This window comes from Microcoleus sp. B7-D4 (assembly GCF_036705125.1).
Classification (GTDB): Bacteria; Cyanobacteriota; Cyanobacteriia; order Cyanobacteriales; family Microcoleaceae; genus Microcoleus.
Window position 1 is genome coordinate 1 of record NZ_JAUBTT010000053.1, and the last position, 21,031, is coordinate 21,031.

A 21,031-nucleotide genomic window follows, 5' to 3' on the forward strand; every position below is an offset into this window, starting at 1 on the left:
ACAATCATCGTCAATAATCCACAATCTCGTAAACCCGCCCCCACCCAACGGTAAATCGATCTATACGTTTGGAGGATAAAATCAAGGTTCATGTAGGTTATTGGTGGGGTGGGGGCGGGTTTATTTAGATTGTTTGTATTTGTTAGATATTGTTGGTGAACCCGCCCCTACAATTCCCGAAATGATTAATCCCAGCCGAAGTCTCGATCGCACAATTGGGCTAGTCTTTGGTTGTGCGATCGAAAATATGCTCTCAATTGGTCGTATATTGTGTCGTTGATGGGGGGATATTGGGTGGCGTTGTATTTTTCGTAGGTTTGTAGTTGGTGCGGCGGTAATTCTAGAAATTGTAAGACGCTGTTGTATGTGCCGAAGGGATTGGTATACAAGTCTTCGCTTTTGAGGATTAAAAGTTGTGATTTGGGAAAAAGTTTCATCCAGGCTGGGAGTTGATCGGCGTATATGCCGCGGGTTAGATAACTGTGGTGTTGGTGTTCGTAACTGTAGTAGTTTGGGTTGGTTTGGAGTTTTTCTATTTCGCCTTTGAGTCTTTCGGGTTCGGAGGCGATCGCACTTTCTAATGATAGCGATTCGTAGCCTATTTTGATATAGTAATAATAGTGGGAGATTGCGCGTTCTACTGGGTTTCTCAGCAGGGCGATTATTTTTACTTTGGGACATAAATCATAAATTCGCTGGGGAACTTGGGGGTGACAGATGTAGTAGGGGCTGGCTTCTCCGGTTACTAGGTTTTCGCCTGTTTGGGGCTGGGGAAATTGGGCGTAGTACCAGTCTGGGCTTTTGTCGAAGTTCAAGTCGAAGTAATGGATTTCTTTTTGGGCGGCGGGGAGGATTTGGGGATGTTGGATTAGGTAATTGTACAGGGATGTTGTGCCGCCTTTTTGGGCGCCGATGATGATGAAGTCGGGGGGTTTGGAGGGTTGTTTCATGGGTGGGATGCTAGGTTTATATTTGGCACTTGTACTGACAGTGTTTCGGATTTGGCATTTGTACCGATAGTCCGCCGGGGGTTAAAAACCCCCGTCTCATAGCGCAAGTCCTTTGAAAAGGACTGAAGATGTATTTATATATAGCAATCCTAAATGATTATACTCGTTACCAGGCTCTGCCTGGTAACGCATATCCGGAGGCTCTGCCTCCATAGTCTGGGCCGAGGCAGAGCCTCGCTTACATCGGTTCCCAGGCAGAGCTTGGGAACCAGTTAATTTTATTGTGGGGTGGGCATCTTGCCCGCCCCTAAAAGGCTGATTGACTATGGTGCAACAGTTGAGATCGCACTTGGGGGCATTACGGCAATTCATCGCACTTGGGGGCATTACGGAAATTCGATCGCCCAATTTATATTTGATCTGACATCTTGCAGCAATATCAATAAGAGGATTTTTCGTGGGATCGGGCGGGTTTATAGAACCTATTTGCAAGCTTTAAGGCTGTTGGCGAACCCGCCCCTACGGCTAATTGAGAATAGTGCAATATCTCAGTTCGATCGCGCTGACAGGCATAACCTCTCGATGGGCCGATCGTGATTGTAGATTCCGGTGGTGGCAAGCGCTAGCAAGGCGAACACATCAACAAAGGCCGCCAGATAAGGGCTGGGAAATACATGGGATACGCTCGCGATCGCTGTTTTTGGGCGATCGAATTCACTCTGGGTCTGACCACTGACATTTCAATTTAACTAGATTAGAGTGGAGTAAGGAAGATCTAATCCCTGCGGGGCAAATCTTTCGCTGAAAAATATATTATCGGCGGCGATTTTGGTTGCGGGTTTGTGGGTTTTATTTTTCAGCCAAAGTACAAATTAAAATTTGTGCAAGAGGCTGATATGCAAGTTGCAAAAAATGGGAACAATATAAAGATGGGATTGTACTGTCGAGCAGTCACTACCAGCAATACCATCTCTGAAATTATTCAGGAAGGCGTCAATGTTTAAGAGCAAATTATCCAAAATTATCGTATCCCTGCTGCGGCGGATTGCTGGTGTTACCAGATCCGGGGCTAAGCGGCTGATGAGAGCAATGCTGCAAACCCTGATGGCTATGGGCCGGAGGGCGAGACTGCCGGTGGCGGGGTTTGTGCTGCCGACGGTGACGATGGTGTTGCTGGTAGTGATTTTGTTGACTGTGGCGATTACGCTGCGATCGTTCGATCGGGCGAATACGGCGCGTAACGTGCGCGTGAACCAGCAGGTGCTGGCGGCCGCGACTCCGGCGATTGATCGGGCGAAAGCGAAAATTCAGTTCCTGCTGGAGCAAACCCAGAATCGGGGTACCCCTTCTGATAAAGACTTGTACTTGCCGATCGCCAACCCCCAATCAAGTGGAAGTGCAGTTCCCGATAATTATACCTTTGGGGACGAAGAACGCCTGAGACTTAAGTATGACCTAGATGGTAGCGGTGGCATAAGTCCCGATCTTAAGGTTAACGATACTGGCTTTGATATCGAAACCAACGAATCGATAAATACTGCTTGGAGATATCCCGTCGATACAAATGGCGATGGCAAATTTGACAGTTTTACCCTCTACGGCATATTCTTCCGCACCCCCCCAAGGGGCACGCAAGCCCCTACTTTGGGGGACTTCTTAAGAAAAAGAGAGCCGTTGGAAGCAAGAAAGCCACCGCAGAGGAAACTTAAGGCTGGTTGCGAACAGGGTGGAGGTACTGTCGCTACTTTAGCGGGGGACTCAGGCTGGTACAGGATAGACGGGAAACTTAAAAAAAGTTTTTTTGTTTATACAGTTAACGTACCGATGACAGCCACAGATGCTGCTATCAATCCTACTAAGTATCAAGCATTCACAGGAAATTCTAGCATTTCAGCCCTGGAATATCAGCAAGACCAAGCTCTTATTCCGATCCCCAACAACGCGGTTGTTTATGAAAACGATCTAGACATATCGCCGGGACCTCCGTTGAATCTAAACGGGCGGATATTCACAAACAGTAATTTGCTAGTGACAGGGTTTAATGCTGCCAATAGCATAAAACTGTATCAGGTCAGCAGCCCAGATTCTTGTTTCTACGAACAAGAAGGTAGCAAAATTGTTGTGGCTGGTAATGTAGTAAATGGTTGGTCTGGTAACAACACGGTTAAGAATGCAGTGGACGTGCACCTTTTCAAACAAGGTAGCCTCCCTACGAGCGGAAAAAACGCATTCATGCTGAGTAAAAAATTAGAAATTAAGGCGGGTACGGAATCAACAAGCGATTCTAGATTGAATGTTCTTTACAACGACGAAGCCTATACAAAGCGCCTAAATTTGCTAGTAGAGGCGCAGTTGGGAAACCCCGCCAGTCCCAACCCGGAGGCTAACGATCCGTTGTCAGTGCGGCAGCGACCGCCAACCCTAGATCGCAAACAAGCGCTGACAGAATATTTTAAGCAGATGCTCCGCAAGGTTCCCTATGCGGAAGTGCCGCTTGGAGGAGACGCAACGGCGGGCTACGGTCTTCCGTGGTCAACACCAGCCGGAACCCCACCCATTCTAGAAAGCAAAGAGACCCTAAGACCCGTAGACAAATGGAGTTTGCTCAAAGATTCCGAAACCAAAATCACCCTAACTCCTAATCAGCTAGAAGCAACAGACCCCTCAAAAGAACCTGAAGAAGAACAATTTCTGGGCGATCGCGTTGTGGTAGGCAACAACCTACCAGCCAAGAGATGGGACGCCACCAAATCCGAATTTACCAGTAAGCCGGAAGAAATACCAGCAGCGAAGTGGAATTCGATCGACCCCCCAGATCCTAATTTTCCGCGCACTCGATCGTCTCAGGTGACAAAGATCGCTGATGTAGGAGCGACAGATCGCAACGGTTTTTGGGAACAAGAAGCAGCAAGAAACCCGAAAAATCCCTTGGATGGCATGGGCGGTTTGCGCGTCATTACTGGTGCAGGGGTTTACGATCGCACTAATTCATTCCTGCCACCGCCTAGCTGGATAAATCCTTCGAGTGGTGCGCTCACAGGCGGGGAATCAGACCCTACTGCTACTTACGACGACCCAACAACGACCGCCACTGAGCAGTACCGTGTCGTCTGGCCAGACTCCATGCCCATGTCACCACTGGGGCCGGGGTCAGAAGTATATGATAATGTTGCCCGTAACTGGACTACCTGGAACCCAGCTTGGTCTATTTCTACCGATATCAGCGCCACTCTCCCACCAGCAGTCGCCTCTACTACTCTACTTCCAGGTATTGTTGAGCAAGGCACTACCGCTAGGAAATATGCCAAAGGCGATTTGCGGATGCGGGCGACGGTAGTTTATCACTATAAAGATAATCCCCCGGCCAAGGGAGAGTTGAATGACAAACCGCTGGCCTGCGTCAGCAGCTATTACGACCCTAGCAACGCTTCCACAGCGAGAAACATTTCGACGGGAAGCCTACTCGATGTCAGCGGCCAGGGAGCGCTCGCACCAGATAGCGCAACACGCGCACCTGGGCTAGGAACACGGCAGACCTTTATCGGCTCCAACAACGGCATCACCTACGCCCCCCCGAAAGCGCGACCCGGTGGCGCTTCAACGCTTTCTGCTACAACAGGCTTGCTTAGTGGCGGACAAGCCGCTTTAGATATGCAAGCTAATTTAGTCTTCCCCGACGGTCGGTTTGCTAATAAGCCGTTGAGAGATGCTCTTGTGAAAGCAGACGCCGATCGCAATTTGGCAGAAAAAGCTGCGATTGACTCAACGAATTGCGCGCTACAGATACTTAATGGCGAGATAGCTGCCAATCCGGCACTGATTCCTCACGGGGCTATCCAAGAAGTAGCATTTTTGAATGCCAGAGAAATCAAGGCGATCGATCGTGATGATCCAACTACCAACGTTAACGAAGCCTTTACGCTAAGCAGCCCGACCACAGGTGCCCAAGCAGCAAAACTAACAGGGAATTACAACCAGCCCTTAGAAGAAAGGCAACCTTTAGAAATTCGTGCCACTCAGATAGACCTCGATGTACTGCGAAAGACTAAATTTGGAACGGACGAGTATTTACTGCCAAACAGCGGGATTATTTATGCCACTCGCGACGATGCCCTGCCCGATCGCAGTTCTCGCCCTGGTCTTGCCGCAGGTGGCATAGATCAAAGTAGTAGCGCAACAGTCAGCCCCACAGATTCCCGGCTAGACCCTACTCGCAAGCCCAACGGAATTCTCCTTGTGAATGGCAAGGAGCTAGGCAGACTTCCTGGTTCCTCCGCTACTGTGGCGGATGTAGTCATGGAAAAGGGGCTGACTTTGGCATCTAATTTACCCGTTTACATTAAAAACGAATTTAACCTTCACTCCGGCGAAGAGTTTACTCAGGCCGTGGGTGATTGGAGTGCCTTTTACGATCGCACAGCCGCAAACCTCAATAAGAACTTTGCCTGTCGCCCAAACGACCCCAGATTAGGTGGTAAATGTACAACCGGCGACACCTGGCGTCCCGCAAACATACTGGCAGATGCTGTCACCCTGCTTTCAAAAAATTACCGTTTTGGCTTCCGCAACGAGGGAGATTTTGACCTGAGAAATAATGCCGGTGCTGCTGCTGTAATGCATCGGAAACAGCAAGGATTTTACAGCAACAACTTTGTGACAAACGGACTTTCCAGCGGGGCGTTTTCAAACAACGGAAATTTACTAGGTACCACAGGTGCTAGCACTACAGCGCTGACAGATGCTACCTACGTCACCACCACTCCCCCGATTACAAGTTCTTACTTCAACAACTTTGTTACTCCAGTGCAGCGACGCGGGAAATTCCCAGAGTATTTAATGGAAGTTTGCACCAAAATCCCGGTTTCTGCCTGTAAGGATGCAGACTGGTTCGTCAATCCGCAAACTAAGCTCCCTGCAAATGTTGGTGTGTCCTCTGCCGATTGGCTAGCCGGAACAACTGCTGCTCCCCCAGCGCCCCAATATCAACGCTTCCCCCGCCGAGTTGCTTTTCAAAGAAGCACCTCTCCAAATGCTCTGGTGCTAGATGCAAACAACAATCCAACGCCTTTAGGGATTAGTGGCACAACAGTTGTTGCTGGGCCAGGCACAAATTTAACAACAGATAATTCTCTGTGGTTTGCCACGACTGCTGCGGCTGGCGGTACTACAGTGACTTATGGTTCAGAAAAATTTCCCTATGTGTTTAACCCGGCGCGGAAGGACGGGAGCGGTGCAGATATGCCAAAATTAGCCGCAAAATCACTACCCGAATACCCATTATCAGCACCCCCAGGAACCATAGCTGAAGGCTCGCAGCCGCTACTAATGCCGGTTTTGCAGATCCAAACTGTGACGGCGGCGCCAGCGGCTGCTTCATCGACCCGTTTGCCAGAAGGTGCAGGTATTGTGAGGGGAACCGGGTGGATAACGACGGCTGTAAACACAACATTTAATATGGTCGTAGGCTCGAACGATACTCCTTCGCGATCGCTCGGTAATGTCGGTGACTTTAACGGAGGCCTGCAAAACTTGCCCCGCTTCTTGGAAAGCTGGAATTCCGGGGCAGTTTCCACAAACATCCAGGGTTCCTTTATTCAGTTCGGTCGGAGTGCTTACAACACCGCGCCCTATATCCCGATTCTAGATCCGGCGGCTTCGCAGCAGACAGCTTCAGGTACTAAGTTGCGGAGTCTTTTCGATTCATCGCCAATCTCACCGAGCCCAGCCCCACCCGCAGTCACTTACACTGGCGGTGTTCCAAGAGCTTTATACAGAACAGATGCCGGCGCCGGTGCCCTTCCCTTCTTCACCCCTCCTGCTCGGAATTGGGGTTATGACTTGGGGTTACTATCTCAGCCACCCGACTTGTTTACCCGAAAGTTCACGACTCCTCCCACAAAACGCACCCCGGATGAGTATTTCCAGGAAGTACCTCGCGATGATGAGTGGGTACAAACATTGTTGTGTGCTTTCCTTGATAAGGACGGGACAACGAAAGCTGTCACTGGCAATTTGCGCCCAACAGATTCATTCTGCAAATCTAAAGTAGGTGCCTAACCATGAATAAACTACTAAAAGACAACAGCTACTCGCAACCCTTGTTATTCAAGGGAGCAAAGACAGAAACAGGATTCAGCAGCCAGCCGACTGAGAGTAAATCTGGCAGTTGCGCCCAAAAACTGAAGCCACAAGATTCTGGCTACACGATTATCGAGTCATTGGTAGCGATGATTGTAGTTTCGGTACTGATGATTGCGATCGCCCCGGTGATGGCCTACTCAGTAGCAACTCGCGTCCAAGCGCGGCGGATCGAACTGGCTGCGATGGCGGGGAGAGCTTACATTGACGCTCTGAGAGTGGGGGCGATCAGACCTAATGATGCAACAAGCCCAGTAGGTTTTCCTACCGACACTGCTGCTGCTCCTACAAGCCCCAGTGGTTTGTACTGCGTTGACACGGATGGGGGAGGTTGTGCTAGCAGCAAAGACTTTTATATTCAGGGTGTTCGTCCCCCAAATACAGGAACCACTATTCCCACAGACACAGGCTACAACCTGATTGTGCGGGTTTACCGGGCCGACGGGTTTACCGGAAAGCCGATGACAACTAAACAGCAATCAGTAGCTAATTCCGGTCTGGGCAATCCTCAAGCGCCTTTGGTGGTAATGCAATCAGAAATTCCCCCTACTACAGGAGAGGCCTCCTCCTATGGATCGTTGTGCACTCGCCTCCAAGGTGATTCTCAAAAGTGTACAAATTAAATTCCTTGTTATTAGATTAAAACCGCTCCCCCCATTTGACAAAGGAAAAGTCAAAATGAAAACTTTACTCAGGTTGCTTCTAAAAAGTCAGCACCAACGAAACCGCTCCGGGCCAACTCAAACAGAAAATGGGATGACTCTGGTCGAGCTATTAGTGGGAGCAATTATGGCGTTTTTAATCATTACGCCGATGCTCGGTTTTGTAGTCGATATGCTGAATACCGACAGGAGAGAACAAGTCAAGTCAAACACCGAACAAGACCTTCAGGCCGCCGCTGATTTCATCTCCCAAGATTTGAGTCAAGCTATTTATATTTACGATAATAATCCCGCTACTACCAGCACTCCCACCACGAATCCTACAGGCATCCCTGCTATCAAAGACCAACTTCCTAAACCTGATAATGGAACTCCGATCCTTGTATTTTGGAAGCAGCAACCGAGGAAAAATTCTGTTCCTTTTAACCCAGAAGTTGCTAAGACGGTAAAACCAAAAGATTGCGATACTAACCCTGGTAAATGCAACGACACCTATGTACTATCATTAGTTGCCTACTACCAGATTAAAGAAACTGATTCTGCTTCTATTTGGTGTCAGCCTTCAGGAGGCACTTGTCCTACCCGCATTGCTCGCTATGAAATTACGGATGGAATCAAAAACCCTGACGCGACAAGTATTGCAGACATTTACTACAGTGATACTGACACAAAAGACACTCAACGACGAGATCCAGCTTTTAATACAAGTTTTGACTTTAGTAAGCCCACGGTAAATGTGACAGATCCGACGGGACTAACAAATCCTAAATCCGGGGCAACCAAGCCAGAGGTACTGGTTAACTACATAGACCACGGTTCAGGGTCGATATTGACTCCATGCACGACTGCTCTTGGTAATCCTACCGATCCAAAAACTTCAACACCAATCGGAGAAGCCACTCTAAAAGTAACTGATACAGAAGGTAGAAATAGCTTCTACGCTTGTGTAGATACAGTGAGAAACATAGCCAGAGTTACCCTCAGAGGAAATAGCCTGCGTCGCAGTGAACCTACTAATGTTCTTTCCAGCGCCAATAATTCGGCATATTTCCCAACAGCAACCGTGCAAGTACAAGGTCTAGGTGCGCGAGGAAATTAACTTATGCCTGAAACACATTTCCGCATCGTCGCCCCCCGATAAACAATAGGAGATTACCATGAAAACGCCACCTATATTATTAAAACTTTTGCATAACTCGGCTGCCAAGCCCAGCCCTAATTTCAACAAAACTGCATCTAGAAAAGATGATGCAGGATTCACGCTTCTAGAAGTGATCGTGATAGCGTTGATCGTAGGTATATTAAGCTCGATCGCCGCTCCAAGCTGGGTGGCATTCATCAACAGACAAAGAGTTCGCACTGTGAACGATCGAGTTTTCCAATCATTACGACTGGCACAAAGCGAAGCAAAACGAACTAAAAGCAGTGTCACAGTTACCTTTTCTGCCCCATCTGTCGATCCACCAACTGTTACGTTTACCCCCCCACTCGCTACGGGTGGTAGTACGCAGCAGTTAAATGCTGGAGGCGAAATCAAAAAAGGGCAGGTTAAAATTTCTCCTGCTAGCTGTCCTGTTGGTGCGTCGTGCAGGGCTGCTACACCACTTACTTTTAATTATAACGGTCTAGTCGATCCAGACAATTCAACCAATCCAAAATTACCTCTGGTGGTCACAGTTGCTCCTGCTGGTGGCGGTACAAAACAGTGCGTAATTGTGGAAACTCTTTTAGGAGGAATGAGAACGGCTGAAGGAAATTCTTGCACGACTGTACCTAGTTTTTAATAATAAATTTAATCTTAATCTCTAACAGCAATTCCGCATAAATGCAGAATTGCTAAAAAATATTAACTTAAATTATTTGATATTTCAAATCCTATTAAAACAGTCAAAAAATGCAGCTAGAACTAAAACAAATAATCATCCAGCCAGGAAATCAACTATTACTCAAAGACATAACCTGGCCGATGTTTGAAACCCTACTAACAGAATTGGGAGAAAGTCGCGCATCCCGACTTTCATACAGCAAAGGAACATTAGAAATCATGGTTCCCCTACCCGAACACGAAATTGGTAAAATCCTGATTGGTAACTTAGTCGAAGCACTACTCGAAGAACTTGGTATAGAATTTTGGTCTCTAGGTTCCACCACATTCAAAAATCAAAAAATGGCTCAAGGAGTAGAACCAGATACCTGTTTCTACATCCAAAACGAAGCCGCAGTCAGAGGCAAAAACCGCATCGACTTAGAAACAGACCCACCTCCCGATTTAGCCATAGAAATCGACCTCACCTCCCGCACTCAGTTCAACAACTACGAAGCATTAGGAGTACCCGAATTGTGGCGCTACAACGGCCACAACCTGCAAATCAGCGTACTGCAAAATGGAAAATACATACAGGGCGATCGTAGTCTCCAGTTTCCCAACTTCCCCATCACCGAGCTCATCCCCCAATACTTAGAACAAAGCAAAACAGCCGGCAGAAACGTCGCCATGAAAGCCTTTCGATATTGGGTGAAAACGCAAATTTAGCAGGGCGATGACAAATTTGCCGGTGATTATTGTAGGGGCGGGTTCACCCTAATATTCAACACAAATCCCAAATCCAATAAACCCGCCCCCACCGGACATGATATTAGGGGTAATCGACCGAAGATGATATCATGTTATGTGCGATCGAACGATTAAAAGGGCGGGTTTTCGAGATAGTCAATTATTGGCAGATATTGTTAGTGAACCCGCCCCTACCGTATGAGGGGTAATCGACCGGAGATGATAGAAATCATAACTGCTTAACTAACCAAGCGATCGCCCCTTCAACATCAGCAACCTGCTCAACATCCGCAATCGGCGGCCGCTGCACCATCACCACCGGAATTCCCAGTTCCCTAGCCGCCACAATTTTCGCATAAGTAGCACCGCCCCCGCTGTTTTTACTAACAATAGTATCAATCTGATATTCTAATAGTAATTGGCGCTCCTCTTCCAAAGAAAAAGGCCCCCTTGCTAACAACAACATACCATTAGGAATAGGAGAATTGAGTGCCGGAGGATCGATCGCCCGCATCAAAAACCAAATAGCATCCAAACCAGCAAAAGCAGCCAATTCCTGCCTACCAATCGTCAGAAACACCCGCTGAGACAGCCCTAATAAAGCCCTTGCAGCCTCCGAGTGGCCCGCAACTTCAATCCAGCGATCGCCCTCCACCCTCTCCCAAGCTGGACGCACCAGCATCAAATAGGGCACATTACATTCAGCAGCAGCAACAGCAGCATTAGCAGAAATCCGAGCCGCAAACGGATGAGTAGCATCGATTAAGAAGTCGATCGGGCGATCCTCTCCTAGGGCTGCGCGATCGAGCAAAAACGCCGCCAGCCCAGCCGCCCCACCAAACCCCCCAATTCGCACCGAACCCGTTTTTGGGGTAAAAGGCTGTTGAGTGCGTCCTGCTAGCGAAGATACCACCTCTATATCAGCAATTTGAGACGCTCTCACCGCCAGTTCCGCAGCATCCCCCGTCCCCCCCAAAATTAGCAACCGTTTTTTCACCAAATTACCCCTAACTTATCCAAGCAACGCCCGCAATTTCGGTTAATAATATGTTTAGCAAAGTTTAAACGACCAACAACAATGATTCGCTCACTTTTCACATTTTTTACAGTATTAATTGTAACCGGGTTAGTATGGTTGGGAAATATCGCCCCCGTTGCCGCACAAGTACAACCAACAGATATCACCGATCCCCAACAGGAATTAGGAGAACTCGTTCAAAAAGCTTTTGAAGCTACAAATGAAGGCAAATTTCCCGCCGCAGAAACTTTTTGGACTCAAATCATTGACAAATTTCCCTCACAAGCCGCCGCTTGGAGCAACCGAGGCAATTCTAGAGTCAGCCAAAACAAACTACAAGCCGCTATTACCGACTACGAAAGAGCGATCGAACTAGCACCCGACGCCCCCGATCCCTACCTCAACCGTGGCACCGCCCTAGAAGGTTTAGGACGTTGGGAAGAAGCGATCGCCGACTACAATCATGTACTAGAATTAGACCCCCAAGATCCAGCCGCCTACAACAACCGAGGCAACGCCGAAGCAGGTTTAGGAAAATGGGAACCAGCAATAGCCGACTACAGCAAAGCCTTTGAACTAGCCCCCGAATACGCCTTTGCCCGCGCCAACCACGCCCTCGCACTTTATCAAAACGGGCAAACCAAAGAAGCAATTCGCAACATGAAAAACATCGTCCGCAGATACCCCCAATTTGCCGACATGAGAGCCGCCCTCAGCGCCTGTCTTTGGGAAACAGGAAATCGCGGCGAAGCAGAGAGTAATTGGGTAGCAGCGATCGGCCTCGACTCCCGCTACAAAGACCTTGATTGGGTTGCCAATAACCGCCGCTGGCCGCCACTTGCAGTCAGTGCATTAGACAAATTCTTGCACTTGAGATAATCTCAAAACACCAATAAAAAATTGCGAGCATCCCGATGATTGTGGGGTATAGTTCCTAAAAGGGATGCTCCAAAGAATTGCCAAATATCATCCTAAGCTATAGCAATCCTCCCATCAGTTGTACAAATATAGCAATCCTAAATGATTCGTGTAATTCTTGTAGGGGCGGTGCCCCCGTGCCCGCCCCGATAGATAGGGGGTAGGCACGGGGGCACTACCCCTACATATTTTTACAAATGATTTAGGATTGCTATATGTAGGGGTAGTGCTACCCCTACTCCCCGTGCCTAGCCCTCACGGATCGCAGGGCTGTTTCGGGGCAACCACGGGGAGTAGGGGTCGGATTGCCCCTACGGAAAACCAGGGTTTTGTAGGGGCGGTGCTACCCCTACTCCCCGTGCCCGCCCAGCCCATAGACGAGCGGGTAGGGGTTTCAGATATCGGGGCAACCACGGGGGGATTGCCCTGTTGGGTGGCGATGAATTTTCTCCTTGGTTGTCGTTTCAGATATCGGGGCAACCACGGGGGGATTGCCCCTACAAGAGAATGAAACAGCCCTGCGACGGATCGGGGCAACCACGGGGGGTTTGCCCCTACAACAATTACACAATTCATTTAGAATCTCTATAGCAGGAAATAAACTATTGAAGAACAATTCAAACTCTTCTTGCAGGTTTCTTATTTCCTCAATATTCATCCCTTAAATCCGTTTCCTCCGTTGAATTCTCTTATCAAAACTCGTATTCCACATCTCCAGCAACAATCCTATCTGTCACCAATATTCTGTACAGTTCCAGTTCTTCAACAGTAACTTTTCCGTCCGCACAAATCGCTCTCTTAATGTCTTCCATTTCTTGCTTAGATATCTTGCCGTTAGCAACAGCTCGCTCGATTTGGGCTTGGAGCTTTTCTAGTTGCCGAGTTTCTTCCAGCGTAGGTTGTTTATCAGTCGATCGCGAAACTAACATAGTTGCATTCTCCTAGAGATTGACCTCTACTCTGTACTAAGCCGCCGCAGCAGATATTGTCAACTCAACGATGCAAAAATTGACAAATAAATGTAACAAAACTACATTTACTTGTCAATAGAATAAGCTGCAAAATTTTTTAACAAAATTACATTTGTTTGTCATTGGTTATTGATTATTAGTTAACTGACAACTGACAACTAACAACTGACAACTAACAACTGACAACTGACAACTGACAACTGACAACTGACAACTAACAACTGACTAATTCCCAAATCCGCGCAGCCGTCAACTCCTCAACATTCCTAAAAACCGCTGCAGCACCCGCATTTTCCAGCCCCGCAGCATAAGCCTCACAGCGCCCAGCATCATCCAAAACATGAGGCGGCAAAATTCCAGCCCCCAGCCAAACCCGATTTGGTTGCACTTCCCGCGCCTTCACAACCGTGTAAATATCCGCAACAGTATCTCCCGCGTAAATCACCGGCAAATTTTCTTCTAAACCGTGCAGAGTTTCCAACTGTTCAATTGCCGCGAAAAGTCCAGCCGGATCGGGTTTTCCCGGTGCATCTTCCATCGCCACCAACACCGGGGAATTTAAACTCAATTTCCCTGACAAAACATAAGCAGCCTCATCCCGCATCGCCCCGCTAAAAAAGCCCCAAACAACTCCCCCACCCGTTAAATTTTCCAGGTAAGCCGGACTTAACAGCAGCGGTTCGTCGCAAATGTAACCAGTCCAATTTTTCTCATCAGGCCCGCGATAGCGACTTTGGAAAAAAGCGACTAATTCGTCATAGTTGAGAGCGAGTTCGTTTCTCGATCGCCCAATCCCCTCAAAATAACGGCAAACTAACTCGAAAGACGCCTGCCAGTCATTATTCCACACACCCTCAGACTTCAGAGAGTCGATATCGAGAGAATTTGGGCGAAAAGCACCCGCCGTGAAATGTTCCACCGCATCGGCGATCGCCCGCCGGTAGGAACCGGACACATCCCGCACCACACCGTCAATGTCGAAGACTAAAATAACTCTGTTCACGATTTAACCATCCTTGTACCTAGGGCCGGTGAAAACCAATAAGCTTGGGTGAAAACTGTTTATTCCGGGCGTGATCCCCCTCAATCCCCCTTCTTAAGGGGGACGCAAGAGTAACTTCTTGTCCCCCCCTTCCTAGGGGCGGTGCCCCCGTGCCCGCCCTTGGCTAGGGGGGATCGGGCTCGGGCCCAAGCGTATTGCGGTGAGAACCCAAATTTTATCGGTTCCCAGCCCCTGAGTGGCGCTCAAACCAGCCGCGCCACAAAACTTTTCATAGCCGATGACCAATTATCGAACAGAGTGTGCTACGCTTAGCGATTGTAGAAATTTTTAACAAGTTCGATCGGAACCCTGGAGGTTTGCTTGTCCAAGTTCATCTTAAAAGTTCTCTGGCTAGAAGAGAATGTTGCCCTCGCCGTTGACCAAGTTGTCGGCAAAGGAACTAGCCCGCTGACATCCTACTTTTTCTGGCCTCGCAAAGATGCCTGGGAAGACCTCAAAAACGAACTCGAAGCCAAACACTGGATTGCTGACAACGATCGCGTCGAAATCCTCAACCAAGCCACAGAAGTAATCAACTACTGGCAAGAGGAAGGCAGACGGCGCCCGATGACTGAAGCTCAGTCAAGGTTCCCCCAAGTAACTTTTACCGGCAGCAACTAAGCCCAGCTTGTAGTTGCTACCCATATACATTGCCTGTTATGGCTGACAAGGGGAAGGAAAGAGGGGAGAAGGCGAGAGGATTAGACGCTTTTTCCACCTCGCCGTGAAAGATAAAATTTGAATTCGCTACAGCTTATCTTGATAGTGACTCCGATTTTGGAACCTACTCGCGTTTTGGGCTTGGTCGATTTGAGATTTGAGATTTGAGATTTATCCAAAATAAAGCTCTCAAATCGGATTTTCTACAATCTAAAAAGACTAAGCAACCAAACCAAATAAATCTAAAATCGGCTTTTTTATACTCTTGAATTGTACAGTCAGCTCTCAACGGAATTCCCCCGAACCTCCAACCTAGATCCTCAAAATCCACCGATTAAATTCGTTAAATCTTGTACACGGCTTCCTTCTTCCGACTTCCATCGGACCGACATCCGTTACATCCGTTACATCCGTTACATCCGTTACAAAATCCGTTGCCGAACTTCCTTCTTCCTTCTTCGCGGAATTTATGGGCGCCGAAAGTACGATCGACCAGACCGAACAGCTACCGCTGGTAGTAAATCCCGACATTCTCCAGCAATCTATCCTCTACAAAATTAATACTCGCATCATCGCTCGCGGAGAATTAATTTTCCCCTGCGTCCCAGGAATGCTAAGTCACTATGTCAAGTCCATAGAAAAGCTATTTAGCACTCTCGACAGACCCCTGCCCGAAGACCGCAGAGACGAACTCAGCAAGCTTTTAGCCACCAAGTTAGAACAAGGCTACCGCACCTCCACAGCATCGATGCTGATCCTGCAATACGAATCAGTACAGCCGCCACAAACCGGTTTAGCCTGCAAAGTGATTGTGACTACCTCAACAGTTGGAGAACAGTACAAAAGCTGGGTAGACACCAGAGAACCTCCGCTTTTCGGTTCTCATCCCGATGCAAAATTGATGACAACGGCTGCTAAATTGGGTACACCCGATCGAGTGCGGATTTTGGACGTGGGGGCTGGTACCGGCCGCAATACCTTGCCGCTGGCGAGATTGGGCTATTCTGTAGATGCGATCGAACTAGCCCCAGCTTTTGCAGAACAATTGAAAGCTGCAGTAACAGCCGAAAACCTTCCCGTCACAGTGACTGAAGGCGACGTGCTCGACCCCTTAATGCGGATGAAACCGGCCCGCTACCAGTTAGCAGTTGCCGCCGAAGTCATCTCACATTTTCGAGACAGCGATCAAGTACGGCTTTTCCTCGCTAAAATGTGCGATTCCCTGTCTCCCGGAGGCTTGTTGCTGTTCAGCACGTTTTTAACCGTCGGCGACTACCAGCCTGATGCCCTCGTGCGACAAGTTGCCCAACTCTCCTGGTCTACTTTATTTACACCCCAAGAACTCGCCACCGCAATGGAAGGGTTGCCCTTAGTCCAAATATCCGATGAATTGGTGTTTGAGTACGAACGCCACCACCTGCCGGAAGGAGCCTGGCCACCGACGCCCTGGTTTCCCAGTTGGGCCACCGGTCGAGATGTCTTCCCGATGGCAAACGCACGCCCGCCAATGGAATTGCGCTGGATTTTGTGTCGCCGAAGTTAAAAAAAATCGGTCATTTTTAGGCGGACACAGCAATCATAACTGTTAACAGGCAGTAACAGTTTCCTCAGATATTTTTATTTCAACAGCTTAAAGCCGGCTCGCTGTTAATATTGTCCAGCCTGGACAGAAAAATTTACAAAAATATATATTAAAATGTAAAGAGAGCGAAGTTCGATCGCCTCTGGGTGACAAACCCAGTGTCTGATTAGATCCAACGCTTGCCAACCTTTTATTTCTTGCGAAAAATTGGGTGGCTAATGGCAATCGGGCTTGAATAAAAGTCGATCGTCATCTCAATGGGTGCAACTAGAGTTAAGATGAATTCAACAAACCTATTCCTCCCGATAGATGACTTTTTAGGGAATAGGATTAACCAATAGATTAGCTCGCTAGTTAGCGATGCTGCTGAAAAACAAATATGCTTTTAACACATCCACTACAAGCGTTTGGAGCAATCTTCGGGCACCAACCTTCCACAAATAGATCATCCATCGACCACAAAACCAGTAAAAATTATTGGGAGGGGAATATTGAACCCGCTGTAAACGAACAAATTGACTGGTACATCCAAGTGGAAATGCTAATGAGTAACGCTAAATCTTCCTGCACCAATGAAGAGATTACTGCTTGGCTGCGGGGATTGCTGACAATTGCTTGGGCAGACGGCAACTTTGACGAATACGAGCAAAAAATGATTGCGAATCTAACTCAGGATGAACTACATCCGGTATCTTTTGACGCGGGTTTTGAACCCATTACCGCAGAGGAACTAGCCGCTGTGTTAGGGGAAGACACCGCCAAAGGCGAGAATTTTTTGAGGACAGCAGTAATGGTAGCCTTGGCAGACGGTACATACTCGCTCAGCGAAGACGAGGTAATCTACAAGTTTTGCACAGCTTTGGGGCACAATGTAGAGGCGATCGAAGCTCTGCGACACACCATCGAAGACAGCAAGTGCGATCCGCAGGGGCCCAGCAGCCAAATAGTCTTTGATGCGAATGTCGCCCCCGCCCCCGGAACACCCCTTTCATCTCGGCTACCTAAACCTCACCACAAAGATGTCCTGCAACCCGTCAAAGACTGGCTTGACGGCTGGGAAATTCACGACCCCAAAGTAGCACACTTTGTCTGTAAAATTATTCCCCCCCAGTGTCCGTTTGAGCGAGATGTCGTGTTATTTGGTCGCAAAATCGTCCACATTCCGGCGATGTGCCAGATTAACCCGCTTTACGAACAGTTAGTCGGGATGCGCTTTCGAGCTCTCTGCTATTTGGCAGATGAATGTAAGGAAGATGTATCGTCATATTGTTAGTAGTCAGTAGTCATTAGTCAGTAGTCATTAGTCATTGGTCATTAGTCATTAGTCATTAGTCATTAGTCATTAGTCATTAGTCATTAGTCATTAGTCATTAGTCATTAGTCATTAGTCATTCTTGTGAAATTTTGGATTAATGATTGTAACTATTAACCAATGACTACTATTAGTCGTGAACGCAAAAACCTGGTTTTTCTACGAAAAAACATCATTACACCCATCCGCGCCAGTAGAAAAAGCCAGTAGAAAAACCCGGTTTCTTCAGTTTTTGTGGGTAAGTCTTGCTAATATCAAATCTGCTTTGATAATACTACTTCAATAAAAGTCTTGGTACTATCCTCAAGCTTATACAAATTATTAAAAATCGCCGATTTAGGAGCCGGACACGGCAGTGCCGTTTCTCTACAAATGCTCGCGTACAATCTCTCGCTCTGAACTCCTTTTAAAAATTGGTAAAATTATAATTTTCCGGCAACTGTAAATCGCGACTAAACTTGGCCGTCGTCCGCCGACGCGGACTAAAGGAAAAGGGGAATGGGGAATATGGTACTTGCATCTGGTATAATAATAACTAATGACTATTGACTACTGACTATTGACTATTGACTACTGACTAAATTATGCAATTTATCGATCGAGCAGATATTCAAGTCGCAGCCGGCAAAGGCGGCGACGGTATGGTAGCTTTTCGCAGAGAAAAGTATGTACCAGCGGGCGGGCCGAGCGGCGGCACCGGCGGGCGGGGCGGTTCTGTGTTTATGGTAGCGGTGGAAAGCCTGCAAACGCTGCTAGATTTTCAGTACAACCGGATTTTTAAAGCTGAAGACGGGAAGCGTGGCGCGCCGAAGAATATGACTGGGGCTTCTGGGGACGATCGCACGATCGAAGTTCCCTGCGGTACAGTAGTTTACGACGCGGAAACTCAGGCAATCTTAGCAGATTTAGTGACGCCCGGACAGACTTTTTGCGTTGCCCAAGGTGGCAAAGGCGGTTTGGGAAACAAGTGTTTTCTGACCAATTCCAACCGCGCTCCAGATTATGCGATGCCGGGAAAAGAAGGAGAACACAAATTTTTGCGTTTGGAATTGAAGCTATTAGCTGAAGTGGGAATTCTGGGGATGCCGAATGCTGGCAAATCCACCTTAATTTCAGCTTTGTCTGCGGCTCGCCCCAAGATAGCAGATTATCCGTTTACAACTTTAGTCCCGAATTTGGGCGTAGTCAGAAAACCGACCGGCGACGGTACTGTTTTTGCTGATATTCCGGGATTGATTGAGGGAGCTCACGAAGGTGCTGGCTTGGGCTACGAGTTTTTGCGACACATTGAGCGGACTCGGTTGCTGCTGCATCTGATCGATATTACCGATGAAGATCCGATCGCCAATTACGTCACAATTCAGGAAGAATTAAAGGCTTACAGGCGTGGTTTAGCCGATAAACCGCAGATTTTGGCTTTTAATAAAGTAGATGCGATCGACCTCGAAAGCGAAGAAATCGCTAATTTAATCAGCCGACTTAAAGAAATTAGCGGTGTTCCGATTTTGTTTATTTCCGCTGTGAGTCGAGTTGGGTTGGATGAATTGATGCAGCAAGTTTGGCAGAAACTCGACGAGATGAACGAGAAAGAGGTGGCGGAACAGTTAGCAGTCGCGAGTGTTTAATCGCTTTCTGGTTCCTGGAATTTCCGTGAATGGGTAGGTGTTTTTTTGAGGGGTCAAATCTTTCGGCTGTATGGCTTGTGCGGCAAGGGTTTGAGCCTCTATGCTGAAAAAAACGATCGTTTAAAAGTATCTACCGACTGCTTTAAATCGCCTACAAGCGTGACGGTTAAAGTTCCCAAAGGGGTATGGGGCAATCGCTAATGCTGTGGGGAGCATCTCACCTTTGCAGCCCTCCGCTAGAAATTGGAGTTTTGAGGCAGGAGGCAGGAGGCAGAAGGAAAGAGGCAGAAGGAAAGAGGCAGAAGGAAAGAGGCAGAAGGAAAGAGGCAGAAGGAAAGAGGCAGAAGGAAGGAGCCAGAAGAAGTATTTTTACAAATATGAGATGCTCCCATGCTGTGTGGCAAAGGCGGGAAATTTATTATTAGAAGCTTTATCTTATTTTGCGGATATGAGTTGAGCAGCATTCAGGGCATTTCCTAAAAATTCGCCTTATTATCCCTCATCAACTCATATTGTAATTCCGCAACGCCCTAAATTACCATTTTTAACCAACTTTCTCCTCTAAACAGTCTTTTTTTTGTTCGAGAGCTGTCGATACAAATAGTCGAGGTAGTAAAAGTCCAGACCGAATTTTGTAGTCGGCAAATTCAGGATATCGTCCGAGTGAACGATCTTTTTTTATCATGTTAGGAATAAAAACACCAGCAAAAAAAGCTGCCAGAATTAAAAAAGGTAGCCAGTGCTGAACTAGCATCGCAAACGCTCCGTAGATTAGGATTTCTCCTAAGTAATTCGTATTGCGCGATCGGGCAAAAAATCCTTCAGTTATTAGTCCCGAACGGTACTTAAGGGTGTAATACTTCTGTGCATCAGCAGTATAGTGTAGAAAGACACCGATAATATTTAGGGAAATTGCTGCTGCCACTAACGGCAGAGGTGGTTGTGAGCCGCTGCTAATCAAAATAAAAGGTGCTATCCAATAGAGGCTAAGTAACACAAAGCCGAATATTCCCGTTCCGACAGAGATTTCTTCTTCCCACTGTTTATCTGGATATATCTGGTCTTTGAGCAGCCACAACAAACCATAAGTACCGTGCAGGGCGAGATAAACCCAAGCACCCAAATTAAAATTTTGGTAAATGAACATCAGTGTCAAAACAAATGGAAAGGTGAGTCCTTTGTGCAGATTGATAAAATGCTTGAGTTTCATAGCTTTTGCTAATCTCTATCTAGTAAACTCTATCTCTCTTTATATTACACTTTTTTAGATATAACTACTTATCACGAGCAAACTTATCAACCTGCTTCTATTTTGCCTGACGAGGTAACAAGCAACTTGAAAGCGTGACCGGAGTGCCCTCGTTCGTTTATTTGACAGCTCCGGCTCTCGGCTTAACAAAGAAAATTGCTCGCGAGCTCAGTAGCGAAAGAATGTTGCGCGGATCGCCCGCGACGAAAGCTTAATCAAGGATTTCTCTAATCGGGCGATCGCTATTTCAAAAGTTCATATCGTTTCCGGTTGCATGGGAATGATAAAGTCAAAGTCAATAATTCCACATTCCCCCACTCCCCACTCCCCACTCCCCACTCCCCATCATT

Annotated in this window: 17 protein-coding genes; 12 read left to right on the plus strand and 5 right to left on the minus strand. The window is 47.6% G+C overall.

Features of this window, described 5'->3' with window-relative positions; translation table 11 throughout:
• Positions 1–185 precede the first annotated feature (185 nt).
• Positions 186–950 carry a sulfotransferase domain-containing protein gene (locus tag QUB12_RS20955; RefSeq protein WP_333308224.1) on the minus strand — a complete coding sequence of 255 codons (765 nt, stop codon included), beginning with the start codon at positions 948–950 and terminating at the stop codon, positions 186–188.
• A gap of 297 nt (positions 951–1,247) precedes the next feature.
• Here QUB12_RS20955 and QUB12_RS20960 point away from each other — a divergent pair, with 297 nt between their 5' ends.
• The 6 genes from QUB12_RS20960 to QUB12_RS20985 all read left to right on the plus strand — a co-directional run bounded on the left by QUB12_RS20960 (position 1,248) and on the right by QUB12_RS20985 (position 10,283).
• On the plus strand, positions 1,248–1,547 hold the full coding sequence (locus tag QUB12_RS20960; RefSeq protein ID WP_333308226.1) for a hypothetical protein: 300 nt from the start codon (positions 1,248–1,250) through the stop codon (positions 1,545–1,547).
• Between the two features lie 399 nt (positions 1,548–1,946).
• Positions 1,947–7,007 (plus strand): hormogonium polysaccharide biosynthesis protein HpsA, encoded by a 5,061-nt coding sequence (gene hpsA, locus QUB12_RS20965; RefSeq protein ID WP_333308228.1) that lies wholly within the window; start codon positions 1,947–1,949, stop codon positions 7,005–7,007.
• Positions 7,008–7,009: 2 nt separating this feature from the next.
• Positions 7,010–7,711 carry a prepilin-type N-terminal cleavage/methylation domain-containing protein gene (locus QUB12_RS20970; protein ID WP_333308229.1) on the plus strand — a complete coding sequence of 234 codons (702 nt, stop codon included), beginning with the start codon at positions 7,010–7,012 and terminating at the stop codon, positions 7,709–7,711.
• A gap of 55 nt (positions 7,712–7,766) precedes the next feature.
• Positions 7,767–8,849, plus strand: a complete 1,083-nt coding sequence (gene hpsC, locus QUB12_RS20975; RefSeq protein WP_333308231.1) for a hormogonium polysaccharide secretion pseudopilin HpsC — start codon at positions 7,767–7,769, stop codon at positions 8,847–8,849.
• 58 nt (positions 8,850–8,907) lie between these two features.
• Positions 8,908–9,534 (plus strand): prepilin-type N-terminal cleavage/methylation domain-containing protein, encoded by a 627-nt coding sequence (locus QUB12_RS20980; RefSeq protein WP_333308233.1) that lies wholly within the window; start codon positions 8,908–8,910, stop codon positions 9,532–9,534.
• Between the two features lie 110 nt (positions 9,535–9,644).
• Positions 9,645–10,283 (plus strand): Uma2 family endonuclease, encoded by a 639-nt coding sequence (locus QUB12_RS20985; RefSeq protein ID WP_333308235.1) that lies wholly within the window; start codon positions 9,645–9,647, stop codon positions 10,281–10,283.
• 250 nt (positions 10,284–10,533) lie between these two features.
• Here QUB12_RS20985 and QUB12_RS20990 read toward each other — a convergent pair whose 3' ends face one another.
• Positions 10,534–11,301 carry a cobalt-precorrin-6A reductase gene (locus tag QUB12_RS20990; protein ID WP_333143509.1) on the minus strand — a complete coding sequence of 256 codons (768 nt, stop codon included), beginning with the start codon at positions 11,299–11,301 and terminating at the stop codon, positions 10,534–10,536.
• A gap of 81 nt (positions 11,302–11,382) precedes the next feature.
• On the opposite strand from QUB12_RS20990, the gene QUB12_RS20995 reads away from it, so the two are divergent.
• On the plus strand, positions 11,383–12,201 hold the full coding sequence (locus tag QUB12_RS20995; protein ID WP_333143510.1) for a tetratricopeptide repeat protein: 819 nt from the start codon (positions 11,383–11,385) through the stop codon (positions 12,199–12,201).
• Between the two features lie 731 nt (positions 12,202–12,932).
• On the opposite strand, the gene QUB12_RS21000 is transcribed toward QUB12_RS20995, so the two are convergent.
• Together QUB12_RS21000 and QUB12_RS21005 are read right to left on the minus strand one after the other, a co-directional pair.
• Complete coding sequence (locus QUB12_RS21000) at positions 12,933–13,169, minus strand: hypothetical protein (RefSeq protein ID WP_333143511.1); 237 nt, start codon at positions 13,167–13,169, stop codon at positions 12,933–12,935.
• Between the two features lie 256 nt (positions 13,170–13,425).
• On the minus strand, positions 13,426–14,214 hold the full coding sequence (locus QUB12_RS21005) for a TIGR01548 family HAD-type hydrolase (protein WP_333143512.1): 789 nt from the start codon (positions 14,212–14,214) through the stop codon (positions 13,426–13,428).
• A gap of 348 nt (positions 14,215–14,562) precedes the next feature.
• On the opposite strand from QUB12_RS21005, the gene QUB12_RS21010 reads away from it, so the two are divergent.
• The 5 genes from QUB12_RS21010 to QUB12_RS21030 all read left to right on the plus strand — a co-directional run bounded on the left by QUB12_RS21010 (position 14,563) and on the right by QUB12_RS21030 (position 19,857).
• The gene (locus QUB12_RS21010) at positions 14,563–14,874 is read left to right on the plus strand and encodes a 30S ribosomal protein PSRP-3 (protein ID WP_278187374.1); all 312 of its coding nucleotides are present in this window, start codon (positions 14,563–14,565) and stop codon (positions 14,872–14,874) included.
• A 508-nt stretch (positions 14,875–15,382) separates the two neighbouring features.
• Positions 15,383–16,456, plus strand: coding sequence for a class I SAM-dependent methyltransferase (locus QUB12_RS21015; RefSeq protein WP_333143513.1), 1,074 nt, complete (start codon positions 15,383–15,385; stop codon positions 16,454–16,456).
• Positions 16,457–16,874: 418 nt separating this feature from the next.
• On the plus strand, positions 16,875–17,768 hold the full coding sequence (locus QUB12_RS21020; protein ID WP_333143514.1) for a Mo-dependent nitrogenase C-terminal domain-containing protein: 894 nt from the start codon (positions 16,875–16,877) through the stop codon (positions 17,766–17,768).
• A 623-nt stretch (positions 17,769–18,391) separates the two neighbouring features.
• Positions 18,392–19,432, plus strand: coding sequence for a GTPase ObgE (gene obgE / locus QUB12_RS21025; protein WP_333143515.1), 1,041 nt, complete (start codon positions 18,392–18,394; stop codon positions 19,430–19,432).
• Positions 19,433–19,617: 185 nt separating this feature from the next.
• Entirely contained in the window at positions 19,618–19,857 is a 240-nt protein-coding gene (locus tag QUB12_RS21030) for a hypothetical protein (protein ID WP_333143516.1), read from the plus strand.
• A gap of 119 nt (positions 19,858–19,976) precedes the next feature.
• Here QUB12_RS21030 and QUB12_RS21035 read toward each other — a convergent pair whose 3' ends face one another.
• Positions 19,977–20,642 (minus strand): DUF1295 domain-containing protein, encoded by a 666-nt coding sequence (locus QUB12_RS21035; protein WP_333143517.1) that lies wholly within the window; start codon positions 20,640–20,642, stop codon positions 19,977–19,979.
• Positions 20,643–21,031: the final 389 nt, after the last annotated feature.

What these genes read in the sequence shown, in the direction of transcription:
- QUB12_RS20955 (WP_333308224.1), bottom strand. Translation starts at nt 950, where the DNA reads ATGAAACAACCCTCCAAACCCCCCGACTTCATCATCATCGGCGCCCAA.
- hpsA (WP_333308228.1), top strand. Translation starts at nt 1,947, where the DNA reads ATGTTTAAGAGCAAATTATCCAAAATTATCGTATCCCTGCTGCGGCGG.
- QUB12_RS20970 (WP_333308229.1), top strand. Translation starts at nt 7,010, where the DNA reads ATGAATAAACTACTAAAAGACAACAGCTACTCGCAACCCTTGTTATTC.
- hpsC (WP_333308231.1), top strand. Translation starts at nt 7,767, where the DNA reads ATGAAAACTTTACTCAGGTTGCTTCTAAAAAGTCAGCACCAACGAAAC.
- QUB12_RS20980 (WP_333308233.1), top strand. Translation starts at nt 8,908, where the DNA reads ATGAAAACGCCACCTATATTATTAAAACTTTTGCATAACTCGGCTGCC.
- QUB12_RS20985 (WP_333308235.1), top strand. Translation starts at nt 9,645, where the DNA reads ATGCAGCTAGAACTAAAACAAATAATCATCCAGCCAGGAAATCAACTA.
- QUB12_RS20995 (WP_333143510.1), top strand. Translation starts at nt 11,383, where the DNA reads ATGATTCGCTCACTTTTCACATTTTTTACAGTATTAATTGTAACCGGG.
- QUB12_RS21000 (WP_333143511.1), bottom strand. Translation starts at nt 13,169, where the DNA reads ATGTTAGTTTCGCGATCGACTGATAAACAACCTACGCTGGAAGAAACT.
- QUB12_RS21015 (WP_333143513.1), top strand. Translation starts at nt 15,383, where the DNA reads ATGGGCGCCGAAAGTACGATCGACCAGACCGAACAGCTACCGCTGGTA.
- QUB12_RS21020 (WP_333143514.1), top strand. Translation starts at nt 16,875, where the DNA reads ATGCTTTTAACACATCCACTACAAGCGTTTGGAGCAATCTTCGGGCAC.
- obgE (WP_333143515.1), top strand. Translation starts at nt 18,392, where the DNA reads ATGCAATTTATCGATCGAGCAGATATTCAAGTCGCAGCCGGCAAAGGC.
- QUB12_RS21030 (WP_333143516.1), top strand. Translation starts at nt 19,618, where the DNA reads ATGGGGCAATCGCTAATGCTGTGGGGAGCATCTCACCTTTGCAGCCCT.
- QUB12_RS21035 (WP_333143517.1), bottom strand. Translation starts at nt 20,642, where the DNA reads ATGAAACTCAAGCATTTTATCAATCTGCACAAAGGACTCACCTTTCCA.